The 16,522-nt window shown below is 70.5% G+C and carries 15 protein-coding genes; 7 read left to right on the top strand and 8 right to left on the bottom strand.

The window, feature by feature from the left end; genetic code table 11:
* Positions 1-10: 10 nt before the first annotated feature.
* Complete coding sequence (locus EIM48_RS08300; RefSeq protein ID WP_019399147.1) at positions 11-1,054, top strand: glycoside hydrolase family 43 protein; 1,044 nt, start codon at positions 11-13, stop codon at positions 1,052-1,054.
* A gap of 102 nt (positions 1,055-1,156) precedes the next feature.
* Here EIM48_RS08300 and EIM48_RS08295 read toward each other — a convergent pair whose 3' ends face one another.
* The 3 genes from EIM48_RS08295 to EIM48_RS08285 form a co-directional block, all read right to left on the bottom strand.
* Positions 1,157-1,510, bottom strand: a complete 354-nt coding sequence (locus EIM48_RS08295; RefSeq protein WP_125111441.1) for a hypothetical protein — start codon at positions 1,508-1,510, stop codon at positions 1,157-1,159.
* 308 nt (positions 1,511-1,818) lie between these two features.
* Complete coding sequence (gene prpE, locus EIM48_RS08290; protein ID WP_019399149.1) at positions 1,819-3,711, bottom strand: propionate--CoA ligase; 1,893 nt, start codon at positions 3,709-3,711, stop codon at positions 1,819-1,821.
* Positions 3,712-3,922: 211 nt separating this feature from the next.
* Complete coding sequence (locus EIM48_RS08285; RefSeq protein ID WP_028915529.1) at positions 3,923-4,846, bottom strand: LysR family transcriptional regulator; 924 nt, start codon at positions 4,844-4,846, stop codon at positions 3,923-3,925.
* 93 nt (positions 4,847-4,939) lie between these two features.
* On the opposite strand from EIM48_RS08285, the gene EIM48_RS08280 reads away from it, so the two are divergent.
* From EIM48_RS08280 to EIM48_RS08270, 3 genes are all read left to right on the top strand, one after another.
* Positions 4,940-5,947, top strand: a complete 1,008-nt coding sequence (locus tag EIM48_RS08280) for a zinc-binding alcohol dehydrogenase family protein (protein WP_125111440.1) — start codon at positions 4,940-4,942, stop codon at positions 5,945-5,947.
* Positions 5,948-5,959: 12 nt separating this feature from the next.
* On the top strand, positions 5,960-7,132 hold the full coding sequence (locus EIM48_RS08275; protein ID WP_125111439.1) for an L-dopachrome tautomerase-related protein: 1,173 nt from the start codon (positions 5,960-5,962) through the stop codon (positions 7,130-7,132).
* 86 nt (positions 7,133-7,218) lie between these two features.
* Positions 7,219-7,503, top strand: a complete 285-nt coding sequence (locus EIM48_RS08270) for a DUF1330 domain-containing protein (protein ID WP_019399153.1) — start codon at positions 7,219-7,221, stop codon at positions 7,501-7,503.
* 63 nt (positions 7,504-7,566) lie between these two features.
* Here EIM48_RS08270 and EIM48_RS08265 read toward each other — a convergent pair whose 3' ends face one another.
* Positions 7,567-8,175, bottom strand: a complete 609-nt coding sequence (locus EIM48_RS08265; RefSeq protein WP_019399154.1) for a TetR/AcrR family transcriptional regulator — start codon at positions 8,173-8,175, stop codon at positions 7,567-7,569.
* Between the two features lie 101 nt (positions 8,176-8,276).
* Here EIM48_RS08265 and EIM48_RS08260 point away from each other — a divergent pair, with 101 nt between their 5' ends.
* Positions 8,277-9,509 carry an FAD-dependent monooxygenase gene (locus EIM48_RS08260; RefSeq protein WP_028915525.1) on the top strand — a complete coding sequence of 411 codons (1,233 nt, stop codon included), beginning with the start codon at positions 8,277-8,279 and terminating at the stop codon, positions 9,507-9,509.
* 128 nt (positions 9,510-9,637) lie between these two features.
* Here EIM48_RS08260 and EIM48_RS08255 read toward each other — a convergent pair whose 3' ends face one another.
* The 3 genes from EIM48_RS08255 to EIM48_RS08245 form a co-directional block, all read right to left on the bottom strand.
* Entirely contained in the window at positions 9,638-10,624 is a 987-nt protein-coding gene (locus EIM48_RS08255) for a malate dehydrogenase (protein WP_026010631.1), read from the bottom strand.
* Positions 10,625-10,698: 74 nt separating this feature from the next.
* The gene (locus EIM48_RS08250; protein WP_125108775.1) at positions 10,699-11,055 is read right to left on the bottom strand and encodes a glutaredoxin domain-containing protein; all 357 of its coding nucleotides are present in this window, start codon (positions 11,053-11,055) and stop codon (positions 10,699-10,701) included.
* Between the two features lie 136 nt (positions 11,056-11,191).
* Complete coding sequence (locus tag EIM48_RS08245; RefSeq protein ID WP_019399158.1) at positions 11,192-11,686, bottom strand: peptidylprolyl isomerase; 495 nt, start codon at positions 11,684-11,686, stop codon at positions 11,192-11,194.
* A gap of 125 nt (positions 11,687-11,811) precedes the next feature.
* On the opposite strand from EIM48_RS08245, the gene typA reads away from it, so the two are divergent.
* Positions 11,812-13,641, top strand: coding sequence for a translational GTPase TypA (gene typA / locus EIM48_RS08240; RefSeq protein WP_019399159.1), 1,830 nt, complete (start codon positions 11,812-11,814; stop codon positions 13,639-13,641).
* Positions 13,642-13,773: 132 nt separating this feature from the next.
* Complete coding sequence (locus tag EIM48_RS08235) at positions 13,774-15,351, top strand: amidase (RefSeq protein WP_125076697.1); 1,578 nt, start codon at positions 13,774-13,776, stop codon at positions 15,349-15,351.
* On the opposite strand, the gene EIM48_RS08230 is transcribed toward EIM48_RS08235, so the two are convergent.
* Positions 15,352-16,521 carry a mechanosensitive ion channel domain-containing protein gene (locus tag EIM48_RS08230; protein ID WP_125111438.1) on the bottom strand — a complete coding sequence of 390 codons (1,170 nt, stop codon included), beginning with the start codon at positions 16,519-16,521 and terminating at the stop codon, positions 15,352-15,354. It abuts the gene before it with no gap.
* Position 16,522: the final 1 nt, after the last annotated feature.

Below are 16,522 nucleotides of genomic sequence, written 5' to 3'. Positions count from 1 at the left end.
GAGCCCACCGATGCCTGCGAAGTCCCGCACCTTCTCCTGCCTCCGCCACGCCGCCCTCGCGCTCCTGCTGTGCAGCACCGTCTTGCCTGCCGCGGCCGGCACGGATCCGCACGCCGCGCATCCACCCGGGCCTGCGCCGGGCTCCAATCCGCTGTTCCGCGACCGCTTCACCGCCGATCCCGCGCCGCTGGTGGTCGGCGACCGCCTGTACCTCTACGTCGGCCACGACGAGGCGCGGGACGGGGAAATGTTCAACATGCGCCAGTGGCTGGCGTACTCGACCGGCGACATGAAGCATTGGACCTACCACGGCCCGGTCATGCAGGCCACCGACTTCAAGTGGGCCAAGGGCGATGCCTGGGCTTCCCAGGTCATCGGGAAGGATGGCCGCTACTGGTTCTACACCGCGGTCGAGCACGACGACACCCACCCGGGCAAGGCCATCGGCGTGGCCGTGTCCGATTCGCCCACCGGCCCGTTCGTCGACGCCCGGGGCTCGGCCCTGGTCACCAACCAGATGACGCCCAAGGGCGAGCACAGCTGGGAAGACATCGACCCGACGGTGTTCACCGACGACGACGGCAGCACCTGGATCGCCTGGGGCAACCGCCACTGCTACATCGCCCGGCTCAAGCCGAACATGATCGAGCTTGACGGCCCGATCACCGAGATCACCCCGCCGCATTTCGAAGAGGGCCCGTGGCTGCACAAGCGCGGCGACACCTATTACCTCACCTACGCCTCGCTGGACCGCAGCACCCACACCGACGAGCGCATCTCCTACGCCACCGCGTCCTCGATCCAGGGCCCGTGGACCTACCGCGGCGAACTGACCGGCTCGGGCAAGAACAGCTTCACCATCCACCCGGGCATCGCCGAGTTCAAGGGCCAGTGGTACATCTTCCTGCACAACGCCGCCCTGACCATCGGCGACCAGGAAGGCGCCCTCGGCCGCCGCGCGGTCACCGTCGAGTACCTGCAGTACAACGATGACGGCACCCTCAAGCCGGTGGTGCAGACCGAGGAAGGCGTTTCCGTTCCACCGCCGCGGTGAGCGCGTGGGTGGCAGACGCCGGATGGACGCCCAGGCCGGGCGCCGGTCCTTCGTCCAGCGTGCGCCGGCGTCTGCGCGGGAACGGGCTGCGCGGGGGGCCGGTCAGGTCCGCGGGCTGCCGCCATCGGGCCGGCCGGTGTCCTCCCAGGCTTCTTCCGTGGTTCCGTAGGCGTACTCGTGGAACTCCGGCCCCAGCGGCTCGACGATCATTTCCCCCGGCTCCTCGTCCCCGGACTCCACCTCGAAGGCGACGAACGGCCGGTACATGCGGCCCTGGTACGCGATCTCGCCCTGGTCCAGCAGCATCGAGAGCGCGAAGCTGAAATCGCCGCAGACGGACTTGGCCACCTCGTCGGCGATGCCATGCGCCCGGAGCGTGTCGCGCAGGTCCGCGATCCACTGCCGTTGGAAACCGGCGCAGAGCGCTTCGAGCCGGGCGTAGTCGTCCTCTTTCATGGTTTCCCCCTTGCGCCATGGATGCTGCCTGTCCCGCTCCTGCAGCGTGCGGCCGCTGCGTGCATGCCTGGCCCTGGCGGCGCGCGCGACTGCTCCTGCGCAGCAGTCCCGGCATCATCGCCAACCCGCACCCTCGTGGAAACAAGGCCCGGACCCGGGACCATGGTTCCGCGTATTCCATGGCAAGCCGGAGGTTCCCGTGGCCGGACGCATCCATCGCCTGCCGGCCTCCATCATCCGGCAGGCGATCCGGGGGGAGTCGGATGCGCCCGGCTACAGGAAGGGGGACGCTTGCGCCATGCCGTCACTCAGCAGCCGGCGTCGGCGCCGCGCTCCAGCGCGCGCTTCACTTCCTCCAGCGCATTGGGATCGTCGAGGGTGGACAGGTCGCCCGGGTCGCGGTGCTCGGCCAGGGCCTGCAGCGAGCGGCGCAGCAGCTTGCCTGAGCGGGTCTTGGGCAGGGCGCTGACCACGTACACGCGCTGCGGCCGCGCCACCGCGCCAAGCTGGCGGGTGACGGTCTGCAGCATGGCGCAGGCGGCATCGGCCGGATCGGCGTCGGGCCGCTTGAGGGTGGCGAACACCACCGGCACCTGGCCCTTGACCTCGTCGTGCACGCCGACCACCGCGGCCTCGGCCACGTCCGGGTGGCTGGCCACCGATTCCTCGATCTCGCGCGTGCCCAGGCGGTGGCCGGCGACGTTGATCACGTCGTCGGTGCGGCCAAGGATGAAGGTGTAGCCGTCCTCGTCGCGGATCGCCCAGTCCAGCGAGCTGTACAGCTGCTCCCTGAAGTGGCTGAAGTAGCTGGCGATGAAGCGGTTGTCATCGCCCCACACCGTGCTCAGGCAGCCGGGCGGCAGCGGCGGCTGGATCGCCAGCACGCCCTTCTGCCCCGGCCCCACGTCCTGGCCGGTGTTCTCGTCGATCACGCGCAGGCGGTAACCCGGCGCTGGCAGGCCCGGCGAGCCGAGCTTGACCGGCTTCAGTTCCACGCCCGGCATCAGGGTCAGCACCGGCCAGCCGGTCTCGGTCTGCCAGTAGTTGTCGATCACCGTCTTGCCCAGGGCGCTGGTGATCCAGTCGGCGGTGGGTTCGTCCAGCGGCTCGCCGGCCAGGAACAGGTACTGCAGCTGCGACAGGTCGGCGCTGCGCAGCCACTTGGGATCCTGCTTCTTCAGCACGCGCACCGCGGTGGGCGAGGAGAACATGGTGCGCACGCCGTACTTCTCGCAGATGCGCCACCAGATGCCCGGGTCCGGGCAGGTCGGCAGGCCTTCGTACAGGATCGAGGTGGCGCCGGCGATCAGCGGGCCGTAGACGTTGTAGGAGTGGCCCACCACCCAGCCGATGTCGGAGGTGGAGAACATCGCCTGGCCGGCGCGCACGTCGTAGATCGACCACATCGACAGGGCCAGGGCCACGGCATAGCCGCCGACGTCGCGCTGCACGCCCTTCGGCTTGCCGGTGGTGCCGGAGGTGTAGAGGATGTAGCTGGGTTCGTTGGATTCGAGCCATTCCACCGGCACTTCGGCGTCCGCGTGTTGCGCGGCCAGCGGGCCGTACTCGAGGTCGCGCCCCTCCTGCATCGGCAGCTCGGCGGCCAGGCCGCGGTTGACCACCAGCACGTGCGCAGGCGGGTGCTGCGCGCGCGCCAGTGCCTCGTCCACCAGCGGCTTGAACGGGATCACCTTGCCGCCGCGCATGCCGGCGTCGGCGCAGACCAGCACCGCGGGCCTGGCGTCGTCGATGCGCACGGCCAGGTTGTGCGCGGCGAAGCCGCCGAACACCACCGAGTGGATCGCACCGATGCGGGCGCAGGCCAGCATCGCGACCGCCGCCTCGACGGTGTGCGGCATGTAGATCACCACCCGCTCGCCCTTGCGCGCGCCCAGCGACTGCAGCACGGCGGCGAAGGCGTTCACCTCGCGGTGCAGCTGGCGGAAGGTGAGTTCGCGCACCTGGCCGGTCTCGGTGGACCAGCCGACCAGGGCCAGCTGGTCGCCGCGTTCGGCCAGGTGCCGGTCAACGGCGTTGTGGCACAGGTTGGTGGTGCCGCCGACGAACCAGCGCCGGAACGGCGGGTTGTCGTAGTCGAGGATGCGCTGCGGTGGCTGCTTCCAGTCGATGGCGCGGGCCGCTTCGGCCCAGAATTCCTCCGGCTGCTCCACCGAACGCCGGTAAAAGTCTTCGTAACCCATGGCCCTCTCCCACTTCCCCTGCAGGGAATGGGCCGAGCATAGTCCCCGTCGATGGGACCCGCGCGTCAGACCTTGGTCGAAAAGACCGGGCTGAATGCGCGGAACCCCGGGTTTCCCGGGCGTTCCTGCAAGCCACAGGTTGATCGATGCGATCAATGCGCCGTGCCCGACGGGCCTGGCCGCGGGGCCGGCGTATTTCGCGGCGGCGGGTTCAGCCCAGCAATCCGGCCAGCGATGCGGAGACGCGCTCGAACCGCGCGGCGAGGAAATCCACCAGCGCGCGCACGCGCACCGGGACGAAGCGTCCGCTGGGCAGGATCGCGTTCAGCGGATAGCGTTCGGTCCGCCAGTCCGGCAGCAGCCGCACCAGGCGTCCCTCGGCCAGGTCCTGGCGCTGTTCGACCGGGGTCTTGATCAGGATGCCGGCGCCGGCGAGCGCCCATTGCCGCGCCAGCGAGGCATCGTCCACGCTGCGGTCGCCATCGACCTGCACTTCCACCGACTGCCCATCGCGGGTGAAGCGCCAGGTGCGGTGCGGGCGGCCGCCGCGGTCGTAGGCCAGGCAGTTGTGGCCCAGCAGTTCCATCGGCGTCTGCGGTGCCGGGTGCCGCGCCAGGTACGCCGGCGAGGCGACGACCACCGGCGCGGTATCCATCAGCCTGCGCGCCACCAGCCGCGAATCAACGAGGTGGCCATAGCGGATCGCCAGGTCGACCTCGTCGCGCACCACGTCCAGCGGGCGGTCGCCGACCGACAGCGCGAGGCGCACGCCGGGGTGGGCGGCCATGAATTCGTCCAGCCAGGGCAGCAGGGTCGCGCGCGCCAGGTCCGAGGGCGCAGCCAGGCGGATCAGGCCCACCAGGCCGGCGCGGTCGACCGTGGCCTGCGCCTCGCCTTCCTCCACCAGCTCGAACGCGCGGCTGGCGTAATCCAGCAGGATCTGGCCCTGCGGGGTCAGCCGCATCGCCCGCGTGGAACGTTCGAACAGGCGCACCCCGAGCTGGGCTTCCAGGCGCTTCAGCGTCGCACTGGCGGCCGCCGGCGTGATCCCCAGCGCGCGTGCGGCGCCGGTCAGGCTGCCGGTACGCGCGGTCTGCACGAGCACCCGCAGGTCGCCAAGATTTTCAATCAACATTTGAATATGAATTCAATCATGTTGGCTTATCAATTCTAGCTTGAATTCCTAGAGTGCGGTCCTCCACCCGCATCACGCCGAGGACGCACCGCCATGAAAGCCGTTGGTTATCGCCACAACCTGCCCATTACCGACGCCCGCGCCCTGGAGGACGTCGAACTGCCCACCCCGGCCTACGGCCCACGCGATCTCCTGGTGCGGGTCAAGGCCATCTCCGTCAATCCGGTCGATACCAAGATCCGCCAGGGCCGCAAGCCGGCCGACGGCCAGGTCGAGGTCCTGGGCTGGGACGCGGTGGGCGTGGTCGAAGCCGTGGGCAGCGGGGTCACCCTGTTTGCGCCAGGCGACCGGGTCTATTACGCAGGCGCGATCAACCGCCCGGGCACCAACGCCGAACTGCACGCGGTGGACGAACGCATCGTCGCCCGCGCGCCGCGCTCGCTCGACGATGCCGCCGCGGCGGCCCTGCCGCTGACCGCGATCACCGCCTACGAACTGCTGTTCGACCGCCTGCGCGTTCCCAGAGGCGGCGGCGCCGGCCAGACACTGCTGGTCGTCGGCGGTGCCGGCGGCGTCGGCTCGATCCTGATCCAGCTGGCCCGCCAGCTCACGCAGCTGCGGATCGTCGCCACCGCCTCGCGGCCGGAAACCCGGCAGTGGTGCCTGGAGCTGGGCGCGCATGCGGTGATCGACCATCGCCAGCCGCTGTCCACCGCGCTCAGGGCCGCCGGCATCCACCAGGTCGACGCCGTCGCCGCCCTGACCCGCACCGGCGAGCACTTCGCGGAAATCGTCGAGAGCCTCAAGCCGCAGGGCGCCATGGCGGTGATCGACGACGAGCCGCTGGACGTCATGCAGCTGAAGCTGAAGTCGATCTCGCTGCACTGGGAGCTGATGTTCACCCGGCCGCTGTTCGAAACGCCCGACATGGACGAGCAGGGCCGGCTGCTTGCCGAAGTGGCCGCGCTGGTGGACGCCGGCCAGATCCGCAGCACGGTCAACCACCGGCTGGGCACCATCAACGCCGGGAACCTGCGCCGCGCGCATGCGCTGATCGAGAGCGGCAAGGCGCAGGGCAAGGTGGTGCTGGCCGGCTTCTGAGGGAGGACGCACATGGACAACACCCGCGCCCCGTTCGCTGCCGCCCTGGCGCTGGCAGCGCTGATGACCGCGGCATCGCCGCTCCGCGCCGCGCCGGATGCCGGGTCCGCGGCCACCGTCGCGCCGCGCGCCGCGGCACAGCCGCCGGTCGTCGTGCGCCAGAACGACCGCATGCCCTGGAACGCGGTCGTCGTCGACGGCAATGGCCGTTTCATCGTCGGCTCGCCGCGATGGACGGCCAACCGCGACACGCGCCCGGCCGTGGCCATCGCCCGCGAAGACGGCACCCTGGTCCCCTACCCGGACGCGGCCTGGAACAGCTGGGCACCGGGCAGGGAAGCGGCCGGCGTGCTGGTCAGCGTCAATGCCATCCACCAGGACGCGCAAGGCGGCCTGTGGATCGTCGACAGCGGCGCCCCGGAGTTCGGCGGCGAACCGGTGCGGCACGGCCCCAAGGTGGTCCACGTCGATCCCCGCACCGACACGGTGGTCCGCACCTACCTGATCCCGGACGAGGCGATCCGGGCACACAGCTACGTCGACGACATACGCATCCACGGCAGGCATGCGTACCTGACCGACGCGGGCGAAGGCGCGGTCCTGGTGCTGGACCTGGAGGACGGCCGCGTCCGCCGCCGCTTCGACGGCCAGCCGTTCGTCCGCGCCCGCGCGGGCGACACGATCGAGGTCGCCGGCAAGGTCCTGCGCGGCGGCGACGGCAAGCCGCTGCAGGTCAACGCGGATCCGCTGGAACTGAGCCCGGACGGCCAGGTGCTGTATTTCGGCCCGCTGTCCGGCCCGCTGTCACAGATCCAGACGCGCTACCTGGACGACGACGACATCGACGACGAAGCGCTGGCACGCCTGGTGCGTCCGTGGTTCGGGATCCCGCCGGTGGGCGGGACGGCCATGGCGGCGGACGGCAGCCTGTACTACACGCGGTTGGCGGACAACACGCTGGTGGTGCGGCGTCCGGACGGCACGACCGCGCCGGTCGTGCGCGACCGGCGCCTGCGCTGGGCCGATGCACCGTTCCTGGACGGCAAGGGACACATCTACCTGCCGGCCGCGCAGATCGACGGCGCCGCGCCGTTCAACGACGGCACCTCAACCATGCAGCCGCCGTTCGAGGTGCTCCGCGTCGATCTCCCGGACGCCGTGCCCCGCGCCCCCGGCTCCCCCTGAGCACCCCGCCCGCAGCGCCCCTCCCCCTCCTCCGCTGCGCGGCACGCTCCACCACACCCTGCCCCACGACCAGACCGGAGTCCCCCATGGCCGCCTACGTCGTATTCACCCGCGAACAAACCCTGGATCCGCAAGCACTGGCGACCTACGCCCAGGCACCGGACAAGCTCACCGGCCACCCCGTCACCGTGCGGGTGGGCTACGGCGAATTCGAAATGCTGGAAGGAGCGCCCATCGAAGGGGCCGTCATCCTCGAGTTCCCCGACATGGATGCGGCCCGTGCCTGGTATCACGGCGACGCCTACCAGGCGATCGCCCGCCACCGCTTCCGGGGAGCGCGGTACCGCGCCTTCATCGTCCAGGGCACCTGAGGAGCCACGCCCATGCCGGCGAACGCAGCAAGGCACCGGGCGCCATCGCCAGCAGGCGCCCGCTCACCACGCCGCGGCGGCTTTCCGGTCCGCCGCGACGAGCGGCAGGAAGATCGTGTCGAGGATCTCGGCGATGACCGCCGCGGGCACTGGCTTGAGCGTCATGAGCGCTTCGTGGCTCACCAGCTCCAGGGGCAGCGCGATGCGGCGGGCGGTCAGCTTGCGCGGATCGATCTCGCCGCGGCGGATGCCCCGCTCGAGGATGTCGTCGATCACCGGGCGGGTCCCCAGTTGCTCGTGCAGCGCCTTGCGCAGGTCGGCCACGCTGGAACTCGTCTCGATGAAGTAGTCCCTCATGCCGAACAGCACGCGGGCGATGGTGATCGCGCGGCGATCGGATACCTCGCGCAGGAACCGCACCAGTTCCGCGCGGACGTTGCCCAGGTCCGGCACCCGGATCGGGTTCTGCGCGATGTAATGGCGCATGGCCGCGACCGCCAGGTCCGCGCTGCCCGCCCAGCGACGGGACAGGACCGGGCGGCTGGTGCCGGCACGCCGGGCCACCCCTTCCAGGGTGAAACCCGCGTAGCCGTTGTCGATCAGTTCGGCCCAGGCAGCCTCGAGGATCGCCTCGTCCAGCGCCGCGCCGCGCCTGCGGGAATTGGTCGTCATGCCCCTACTCTGCCACACAAGATACATGGACGCATCTTGTTGACGCACCCGATCCATCGTCAATACGATGCATGCATGCATCTTAACTAGAAGGTACTCCGATGTCTGGCACCAAGGTTCCCCGCAGGAAGATCCTGGTCTCCGGCGCGAGCATCGCCGGCCCGGCGCTGGCGTACTGGCTGCACCGGTACGGCTTCGAGGTTTCGGTCGTCGAGCGCGCCAAGGGGTTCCGCGCCGGGGGGTATCCCATCGACGTGAGGGGCACGGCGGTCGACGTGGTCGAGCGCATGGGGCTGCTCCCGCGGCTGCGCGCCGCCCAGGTGGAAGTGCGCAAGCTCACCTTCGTCGACGGCGACGGGACCGCCATCGCCACCCTGGCGCCCGGGGCGGTGACGGGCAGCGTGCCCGGCCGCGACCTGGAGCTGCCGCGCGGAGCGCTGACGGCGCTGCTCCACCAGGCAACCCGGGAAAAAGGCATCCGCTACCGCTTCAACGATGCGATCGACGTCCTGATGGACGACGGCAAGGGCATCGACGTGTGGTTCCACAGCGGCGCCCGGGAACGCTTCGATGCCGTCATCGGCGCCGACGGCCTGCACTCCCGGACCCGCGCCCTGGTGTTCGGCCCGGAGGAGAAGTTCAATCACTACCTCGGGCGCTGCTTCAACCTGTTCTCGATGCCCAACCACGCCGGGTACGCCCACGAGAGCGTCAGCTACGCCGCCCCGGGCCGGATGGCCGGGATCTACGCGACCGGCGACAACGCGGTCCTGCATGCGTTCCTCACCTTCGCCAGCGACAAGCCGCCGTTCCGCTCGCATGGCGACGTGGACATGCAACGCAAGCGCACGGCCGAGGTGTTCGCGAACGACGGCTGGGAGGTGCCGCGCCTGGTCGAGGCGATGCAGAAGGCGAACGACCTGTTCTTCGACACCGTCAGCCAGATCCGCATGCCACGCTGGTCCTCCGGGCGCGTGGCGCTGGTCGGCGACGCCGCCTACGCGCCCTCGTTCCTGTCGGGACAGGGCACCAGCCTCGCCCTGGTCGGAGCCTACGTCCTCGCCGGGGAGCTGGCGTCCCAGCCCGACGCGGAAGCGGCCTTCGCGGCCTATGAACGCGCGCTCCGGCCCTACGTCGAGGCCAACCAGGCGCTGGCGACCGATGGCGAACCGATCCTGCTGCCGCGCACCCGGGAGGAGCTGGAACACCGCAACCGCAGGCTGGCCGCCGGCCACTTCGCGCCGGGCGGCGGCGACCATGCGGCCAGGCACCGCAAGGCCCACGGCCTGCTCGAGCTGCCGGACTACGTCGCCGTGCTCGGCCTGGGCGGATAAGGCGGGCCTCGCCGGAACGCGGCCGCTGGATGAAAAAAAGCGCCGGACGATGTCCGGCGCTTTTCCCTTCCACGCTTCCGCGCCGGCTCCCGGACGCGCACGGCACGCCCGGGCCCGGCGGCGGCGGATCAGCCCAGCAGGTGGGCGACGCCGGCGCGCTCTTCTTCCAGCTCGGCCAGGGTCTTGTCGATGGCCTTCTGGCTGAACTCGTCGATCGGCAGGTCCTTGACGATGGTGTACTTGCCGTTCTCGGTGGTCACCGGGAAGCCGAAGATCACGCCCTCCGGGATGCCGTAGGAGCCGTCGGACGGGATGCCCATGGTCACCCACTTGCCGTTGCTGCCCAGCACCCAGTCGCGGATGTGGTCGATGGCGGCGTTGGCGGCCGAGGCGGCCGAGGACAGGCCGCGGGCCTCGATGATGGCGGCGCCGCGCTTGCCGACCTTCGGGATGAACTCGTTGGCGTTCCAGTCGGCGTCGTTGATCTTGTCCTTCAGCGACTCGCCCTTGACCGTGGCGAAGCGGTAGTCCGGGTACATGGTCGGGCTGTGGTTGCCCCACACCACCAGCTTCTCGATGTCGCCGACGGCGACGTTGGCCTTGGCGGCCAGCTGGCTCAGCGCGCGGTTGTGGTCCAGGCGCAGCATCGCGGTGAAGTTCTCCTTCGGCAGGTCGGGGGCGGACTTCATGGCGATGTAGGCGTTGGTGTTGGCCGGGTTGCCGACCACCAGCACCTTGACGTCGCGCTTGGCGACCTTGTTCAGCGCGGCACCCTGGGCGGTGAAGATCTTGGCGTTCTCCAGCAGCAGGTCCTTGCGCTCCATGCCCGGGCCGCGCGGACGCGCGCCGACCAGCAGGGCCACGTCGGCGTCCTTGAACGCCACTTCCGGATCGTCGGTGCCGATGATGCCGGCCAGCAGCGGGAACGCGCAGTCCTCCAGCTCCATGATCACGCCCTTCAGCGCGGCCTGGGCCTTCTCCATCGGCAGCTCCAGCAGCTGCAGGATCACGGGCTGGTCCTTGCCCAGCATCTCGCCGGAAGCGATGCGGAACAGCAGGGCATAGCCGATCTGGCCGGCGGCACCGGTCACGGCAACTCGAACGGGGGTCTTCATCGGTGGAGGTCCTTCGGTGTGTGTTGCGGGTAATGGAAAGGCGTCGCCGGCGTGACCGTGCGGCGCCGCGCAGGTTAATAGACGTCGTAGCCCAGCGGGGTAAGCCTTTGGTCCAAGGCGGCGGGGTCGTAGCCGTGGACCACGGCCTGGCCGACCACGGTGACCGGGACGCCGCTCGCGCCCAGCGCGCGCATGGCCAGCCCGCCCTCTTCCCGGTCGACGTCCAGCACGCGGTAGGGCACGCCGGCACGCTCGAATTCGCTGCGCTGGCGGCGGCAGTAGCCGCACCAGTCGGCGGCCAGCATCACGATGCCGGCCTCGCCGGTCAGCCGCCGCGGATCGTCCGGATGCAGCTCCGCCGGGGCTTTCGACCACCAGGCGTACAGGCCGCCGGCCAGGCCGATGACCAACAGTAAGCCGAGGATGCGCATGGGAATCCGTCGCTCAGGGACCGCGGATTTTACCACGCGGCCCCGGGCCGGCCCCGGACGCTGCCAATCGCAACCATTGGCGCAAACTCTCGCGCGGCGGGGCGCGAAGGGGCCGCCGCGCGGCCCCGCGGGTGGATCAGGCGCTCAGGTAGCGGTTCCACTCGGCCACGCGGTCGGCCTTGGCGGCCAGCACCGCCTCGGCGTCGCCCTCGATCTTCACCGAGTTGATCGTGTCGCCCTGGGCGATGGCGTCCACCACTTCCATGCCCTCGGTCACCTTGCCGAACACGGTGTGGCGGCCGTCCAGCCAGTCGGTCTTCACATGGGTGATGAAGAACTGGCTGCCGTTGGTGTTGGGGCCGGCATTGGCCATGGACAGCACGCCGCGCTCGTGCGGCACGCCGTTGCTGGTCTCGTCCTCGAAGCGGTAGCCCGGGCCGCCGCGGCCGGTGCCCTCGGGGCAGCCGCCCTGGATCATGAAATCGGCGATCACGCGGTGGAAATTCAGGCCGTCGTAAAAACCGCGCCGGGCGAGGTTGACGAAATTGGCCACGGTGAGGGGGGCCTTGTCGGCCAGCAGGTCCACCTTGATCACGCCCTTGGCGGTGTCGAAGACGGCAGTCACGGTCATTGGTTCATCTCCAGGCGCCCGGATCGGGCCGTTGACCGGGTATAATAGCCCGTTCGTCCGCCCCATCCTTCCGCGCCCTGTCCAGCTCCTGGCAGCCGGGTGCGGCTTTCCCGACCCCAGAAAACATGTCCATCGAAAACCTGCGCAATATCGCCATCGTCGCCCACGTCGACCATGGCAAGACCACCCTCGTCGACCAGCTGCTGAAGCAGTCCGGCACCTTCAGCGAACGCACCCAGCTGGGCGAGCGCGTGATGGACAGCAACGACCAGGAAAAGGAACGCGGCATCACCATCCTGGCCAAGAACACCGCCATCAACTGGAACGGCAACCGCATCAACATCGTCGATACCCCCGGGCACGCGGACTTCGGCGGCGAGGTGGAGCGGGTGCTGTCGATGGTGGACTCGGTGCTGCTGCTGGTGGACGCGATGGACGGCCCGATGCCGCAGACCCGCTTCGTGACCCAGAAGGCCTTCGCGATGGGCTTCAAGCCGATCGTGGTGGTCAACAAGATCGACCGCCCCGGTGCGCGCCCCGACTGGGTCGTCGAGCAGGTGTGGGACCTGTTCGACCGCCTCGGCGCGACCGAGGAGCAGATGGACTTCCCGATCGTCTATGCCTCGGCGCTCAATGGCTACGCCAGCCTCGACCCGGAGGCCCGCAGCGGCGACATGACCCCGCTGTACGAGGCGATCATGGAGCACGTCAACCCGCCGCAGGTCGACCTGGAAGGCCCGTTCCAGATGCGCATCAGCCAGCTGGACTACAACAGCTACGTCGGCCTGATCGGCATCGGCCGCATCCAGCGCGGCCGCGTGCGCCCGAACATGCCGGTGGCGATCGTCGACCGCGAGGGCAAGAAGCGCCAGGGCAAGGTGCTGCAGGTGCTGGGCTTCCTGGGCCTGGAGCGGCACGAGGTGGCCGAGGCGCAGGCCGGTGACATCGTCGCCATCTCCGGCATCGAGGGCCTGGGAATCTCCGACACCATCACCGACCCGTCCGCGCCGGAGGCGCTGCCGGCGCTGAGCGTGGACGAGCCAACCATCTCGATGACCTTCCAGGTCAACAACTCGCCGTTCGCCGGCAACAAGGATTTCTCCGGCGGCAAGTTCCTCACCAGCCGCCAGATCCGCGAGCGCCTGGTCCGCGAGACCCTGCACAACGTCGCCCTGCGCGTGGAGGACACCGAGGACCCGGACCGCTTCAAGGTCTCCGGCCGCGGCGAGCTGCACCTGTCGGTGCTGATCGAGACCATGCGCCGCGAGGGCTACGAGCTGGGCGTGTCGCGCCCGGAGGTGATCATCAAGGAGATCGACGGCCAGATGATGGAGCCGTACGAGCAGCTGGTGGTCGACGTGGAGGAGGAGCACCAGGGCGGCGTGATGGAGAAGCTGGGCATCCGCAAGGGCCAGCTGCGCAACATGGAGCTGGACGGCAAGGGCCGCGTGCGCCTGGACTACATGATCCCGGCGCGCGGCCTGATCGGCTTCCAGAGCGAGTTCAAGACCCTGACCTCCGGCTCGGGCCTGATGTTCCACATCTTCGACCACTACGGCCCGAAGCAGGAAGGCGCGATCGCCAAGCGCCCCAACGGCGTGATGATCTCCAACGGCCAGGGCAAGGCCCCGGGCTACGCGCTGATGGGCCTGCAGGAGCGTGGCCGCCTGCTGATCGACGCCGGCGAGGACATCTACGAGGGCATGCTGGTCGGCATCCACGCCAAGGACAACGACCTGACCGTCAACGCCCTGCGCGAGAAGCAGCTGACCAACATCCGCGCCGCCGGCAAGGACGACGCCATCTCGCTGACCCCGCCGATCCGCATGTCGCTGGAGCAGGCGCTGGAGTTCATCGAGGAGGACGAGCTGGTCGAGGTCACGCCCAAGGCCATCCGCCTGCGCAAGAAGCTGCTGACCGAGAGCGACCGCAAGCGCGCCTCGCGCTCGGCCTGAGGTCCTGCCCCGGGGCGTGCCCGCCGCGCCCCCTTATGGATTGCGAAACGCCGGCCCCTCGCCGGCGTTTCGCGTTTGCGGGCCGGCGCGCGCGCCGCTAGGCTGCGCGGGGCCAAACCGGGGGAATTGCCGATGCCTGCACTGCGGATCGTGATGGCGGCCATGCTGGCCGCGCTGGGAGCCGGCTGCGCCGCCGACGCGGCCCGGCCGGAAGCGGAGTTCGCCCATGCCGAGGCCGGGATCCGGCAGCTGCAGGAGGCCATGGCCAGCGGCCGCACCAGCAGCCAGGAACTGGTGCGGGCCTACCAGGCGCGGATCGAGGCGCTGGACCGCAACGGGCCGCGGCTCAACGCCTACATCGCGCTCAACCCGGACGCGCTGGCCGAGGCCGCGGCGCTGGACGCCGAGCGCCGCGCCGGGCGCGTGCGCGGGCCGCTGCACGGCATCCCGGTGGTGCTCAAGGACAACATCGACGCCACGCCGATGGCCACCACCGCCGGCAGCCTGGCGTTGCGGGACCTGCGCCCGCGGCGCGACGCCTTCCTGGTCCAGCGCCTGCGCCAGGCCGGCGCGGTGATCCTGGGCAAGGCCAACCTCAGCGAGTGGGCCAACTTCCGCTCCACCCGCTCCATTTCCGGCTGGAGCTCGGCCGGCGGCCAGGCGCGCAATCCCTATGCGCCGGACCGCTCGCCCTGCGGCTCCAGCTCCGGCACCGCGGTGGCGGTGGCCGCCAACCTCGCGGTGGTCGGCATCGGCACCGAAACCGACGGCAGCATCCTCTGCCCGGCGGCGGTCACCGGCATCGTCGGGCTCAAGCCCACCGTCGGCCTGGTCAGCCGCGACGGGATCGTGCCGATCGCGCACAGCCAGGACACCGCCGGCCCGATGGCGCGCACGGTCGAGGACGCGGCCCTGGTGCTGGCGGCCATCGCCGGCGCCGACCCGGCCGACCCGGCCAGCGCCGCGATCGCCGGCTCCGGCTCCGACTACGCCGCGCAGCTGGACGGCACCGGGGTCGTGCGCGGCCTGCGCATCGGCCTGCTGCGCAAGCACGTGGAGGAGGTCTCGCCCGCGGCCGCGGCGGCCACCACCGCGGCCATGGAAGTGCTGCGCGCGGCCGGCGCCACCGTGGTCGAGGTCGACCTGCCGACCGAGGGCCAGTGGAAGAAGGACGAGTTCCAGGTCCTGCTGCACGAGTTCCATGCCGGCCTGGAGCGCTACCTGCGCGAACACGACGCGCCGCTGCAGACCCTGGAGGCGCTGATGGCGTTCAACCGCGAGCACGCCGACGCGGTGATGCCGCTGTTCGGCCAGGAGCTGTTCGAGCAGGCGGCCGCCACCGGCGGCCTGGACGACCCGGGCTACCTGGCCGCGCGCGAGCGAGCCCGCCGCCTGGCCGGGCCCGAAGGCATCGATGCGACCCTGCGCGCGCACCAGCTCGACGTGCTGGTCGCGCCGGTCACCGACGTGGCCTGGAAGATCGAGGCCGGCGGCGATCCGGACGTGGCGGCCAGCTACAGCGCCGCCGCGGTGGCCGGCTATCCCTCGCTCACCGTGCCCATGGGCGAGGCCGGCGGACTGCCGCTGGGCCTGGGCTTCTACGGCCCGGCCTGGAGCGAGGCGCGCCTGCTGCGCATCGGCCACGCCTTCGAATCCCTGCTGCGGGCGCGCCGCGCCCCCAAACTGCAGGACGCAGCCGCGGCGCGCTGATCAGGCCGGCGCCGGCGGCTCGACCACCGCCTCGCCGTCCTCGGCGCGCGGCGAATCGGGCACGTCCGGCGGGGCCTGGTAGCGGCCGCGCTGCGGCGCTTCGTCGCGGTCGATCTGCGCGCGCAGCCGCGGCAACGCGTAGGGATGGTGGCGGGCGAGGAAGTCGATCATCCGCTCGCGCACCGCGCAGCGCAGGTCGAAGGCCTCGCCGGAATCGCGGGCGCTCACCAGCAGGCGCACCTGCATCACGTGCTCGCCGGTCTCGGTGACCTGGGCGATGCACACCCGCCCGTCCCAGCGCGGGTCCTCGTTGCAGATGCGCTGCAGCTCGGTGCGCACCTCCTCCATCGGCGTGCGGTAGTCCAGCCACAGGAAGGCGGTGCCGAGCATCTGCGCGGTGCGCCGGGTCCAGTTCTGGAACGGGTTCTCGATGAACCACGACAACGGCACCACCATGCGCCGCTCGTCCCAGATGCGCACCACCACGTAGGTGCTGGTGATCTCCTCGATCCGGCCCCATTCCCCTTCCACGATCACCACGTCGTCCAGGCGGATGGGCTGGGCCAGGGCGATCTGCAGGCCGGCGATCAGGTTGCCGAACACCGGGCGCGCGGCGATGCCGGCGACCAGGCCGGCGATGCCCGCCGAGGCCAGCAGGGTGGCCCCGACCTGGCGCACCGCCGGGAAGGTCATCAGCGCCAGTGCGGCACCGAGCAGGATGATCCCGCCCTGCACCACCCGGCTCAGCACCCGGGTCTGGGTCTGGATCCGGCGCGCGTGCAGGTTGTCTGCGACTTCCATCGGGTTGTGGCGCAGGATCGAGGCCTCGACCGCGCCGACGATGCGCACCAGCAGCCAGGTGAAGCAGCCGAACACGGCCAGGCGCAACAGGTGCAGCCAGTTGGCCAGGTGCTCCTCCGGCATCGGCACCGCGCGCAGGGCCTGGCCGAGGAAGATCAGCGGCAGGGCGAAGGCCAGCGGCAGGATCACCGCGTGCGCCACCCGTGCGCGGCTGGAGTCCTTCAGCGCGATGCGCCGCGCGTAGCGGCGCAGCACGTAGTGCACCAGCAGGCCCAGCAGCAGGGCCGCGCCGATCGGGATGGCGTAGGCGGCGGCCAGGCGCCAGTCGGGCACCGGCACGCCGGCGATCAGGAAGTGCGGATCGGGCATC

The organism is Pseudoxanthomonas sp. SGNA-20, from assembly GCF_003931635.1.
Lineage (GTDB): Bacteria > Pseudomonadota > Gammaproteobacteria > Xanthomonadales > Xanthomonadaceae > Pseudoxanthomonas.
This window is presented reverse-complemented; position numbering and strand designations above follow the sequence as displayed.

Coding starts and splice junctions, on each gene's coding strand:
- EIM48_RS08300 (WP_019399147.1), top strand. CDS start 11: ATGCCTGCGAAGTCCCGCACCTTCTCCTGCCTCCGCCACGCCGCCCTC.
- EIM48_RS08295 (WP_125111441.1), bottom strand. CDS start 1,510: ATGAAAGAGGACGACTACGCCCGGCTCGAAGCGCTCTGCGCCGGTTTC.
- prpE (WP_019399149.1), bottom strand. CDS start 3,711: ATGGGTTACGAAGACTTTTACCGGCGTTCGGTGGAGCAGCCGGAGGAA.
- EIM48_RS08285 (WP_028915529.1), bottom strand. CDS start 4,846: ATGTTGATTGAAAATCTTGGCGACCTGCGGGTGCTCGTGCAGACCGCG.
- EIM48_RS08280 (WP_125111440.1), top strand. CDS start 4,940: ATGAAAGCCGTTGGTTATCGCCACAACCTGCCCATTACCGACGCCCGC.
- EIM48_RS08275 (WP_125111439.1), top strand. CDS start 5,960: ATGGACAACACCCGCGCCCCGTTCGCTGCCGCCCTGGCGCTGGCAGCG.
- EIM48_RS08270 (WP_019399153.1), top strand. CDS start 7,219: ATGGCCGCCTACGTCGTATTCACCCGCGAACAAACCCTGGATCCGCAA.
- EIM48_RS08265 (WP_019399154.1), bottom strand. CDS start 8,175: ATGACGACCAATTCCCGCAGGCGCGGCGCGGCGCTGGACGAGGCGATC.
- EIM48_RS08260 (WP_028915525.1), top strand. CDS start 8,277: ATGTCTGGCACCAAGGTTCCCCGCAGGAAGATCCTGGTCTCCGGCGCG.
- EIM48_RS08255 (WP_026010631.1), bottom strand. CDS start 10,624: ATGAAGACCCCCGTTCGAGTTGCCGTGACCGGTGCCGCCGGCCAGATC.
- EIM48_RS08250 (WP_125108775.1), bottom strand. CDS start 11,055: ATGCGCATCCTCGGCTTACTGTTGGTCATCGGCCTGGCCGGCGGCCTG.
- EIM48_RS08245 (WP_019399158.1), bottom strand. CDS start 11,686: ATGACCGTGACTGCCGTCTTCGACACCGCCAAGGGCGTGATCAAGGTG.
- typA (WP_019399159.1), top strand. CDS start 11,812: ATGTCCATCGAAAACCTGCGCAATATCGCCATCGTCGCCCACGTCGAC.
- EIM48_RS08235 (WP_125076697.1), top strand. CDS start 13,774: ATGCCTGCACTGCGGATCGTGATGGCGGCCATGCTGGCCGCGCTGGGA.
- EIM48_RS08230 (WP_125111438.1), bottom strand. CDS start 16,521: ATGCCCGATCCGCACTTCCTGATCGCCGGCGTGCCGGTGCCCGACTGG.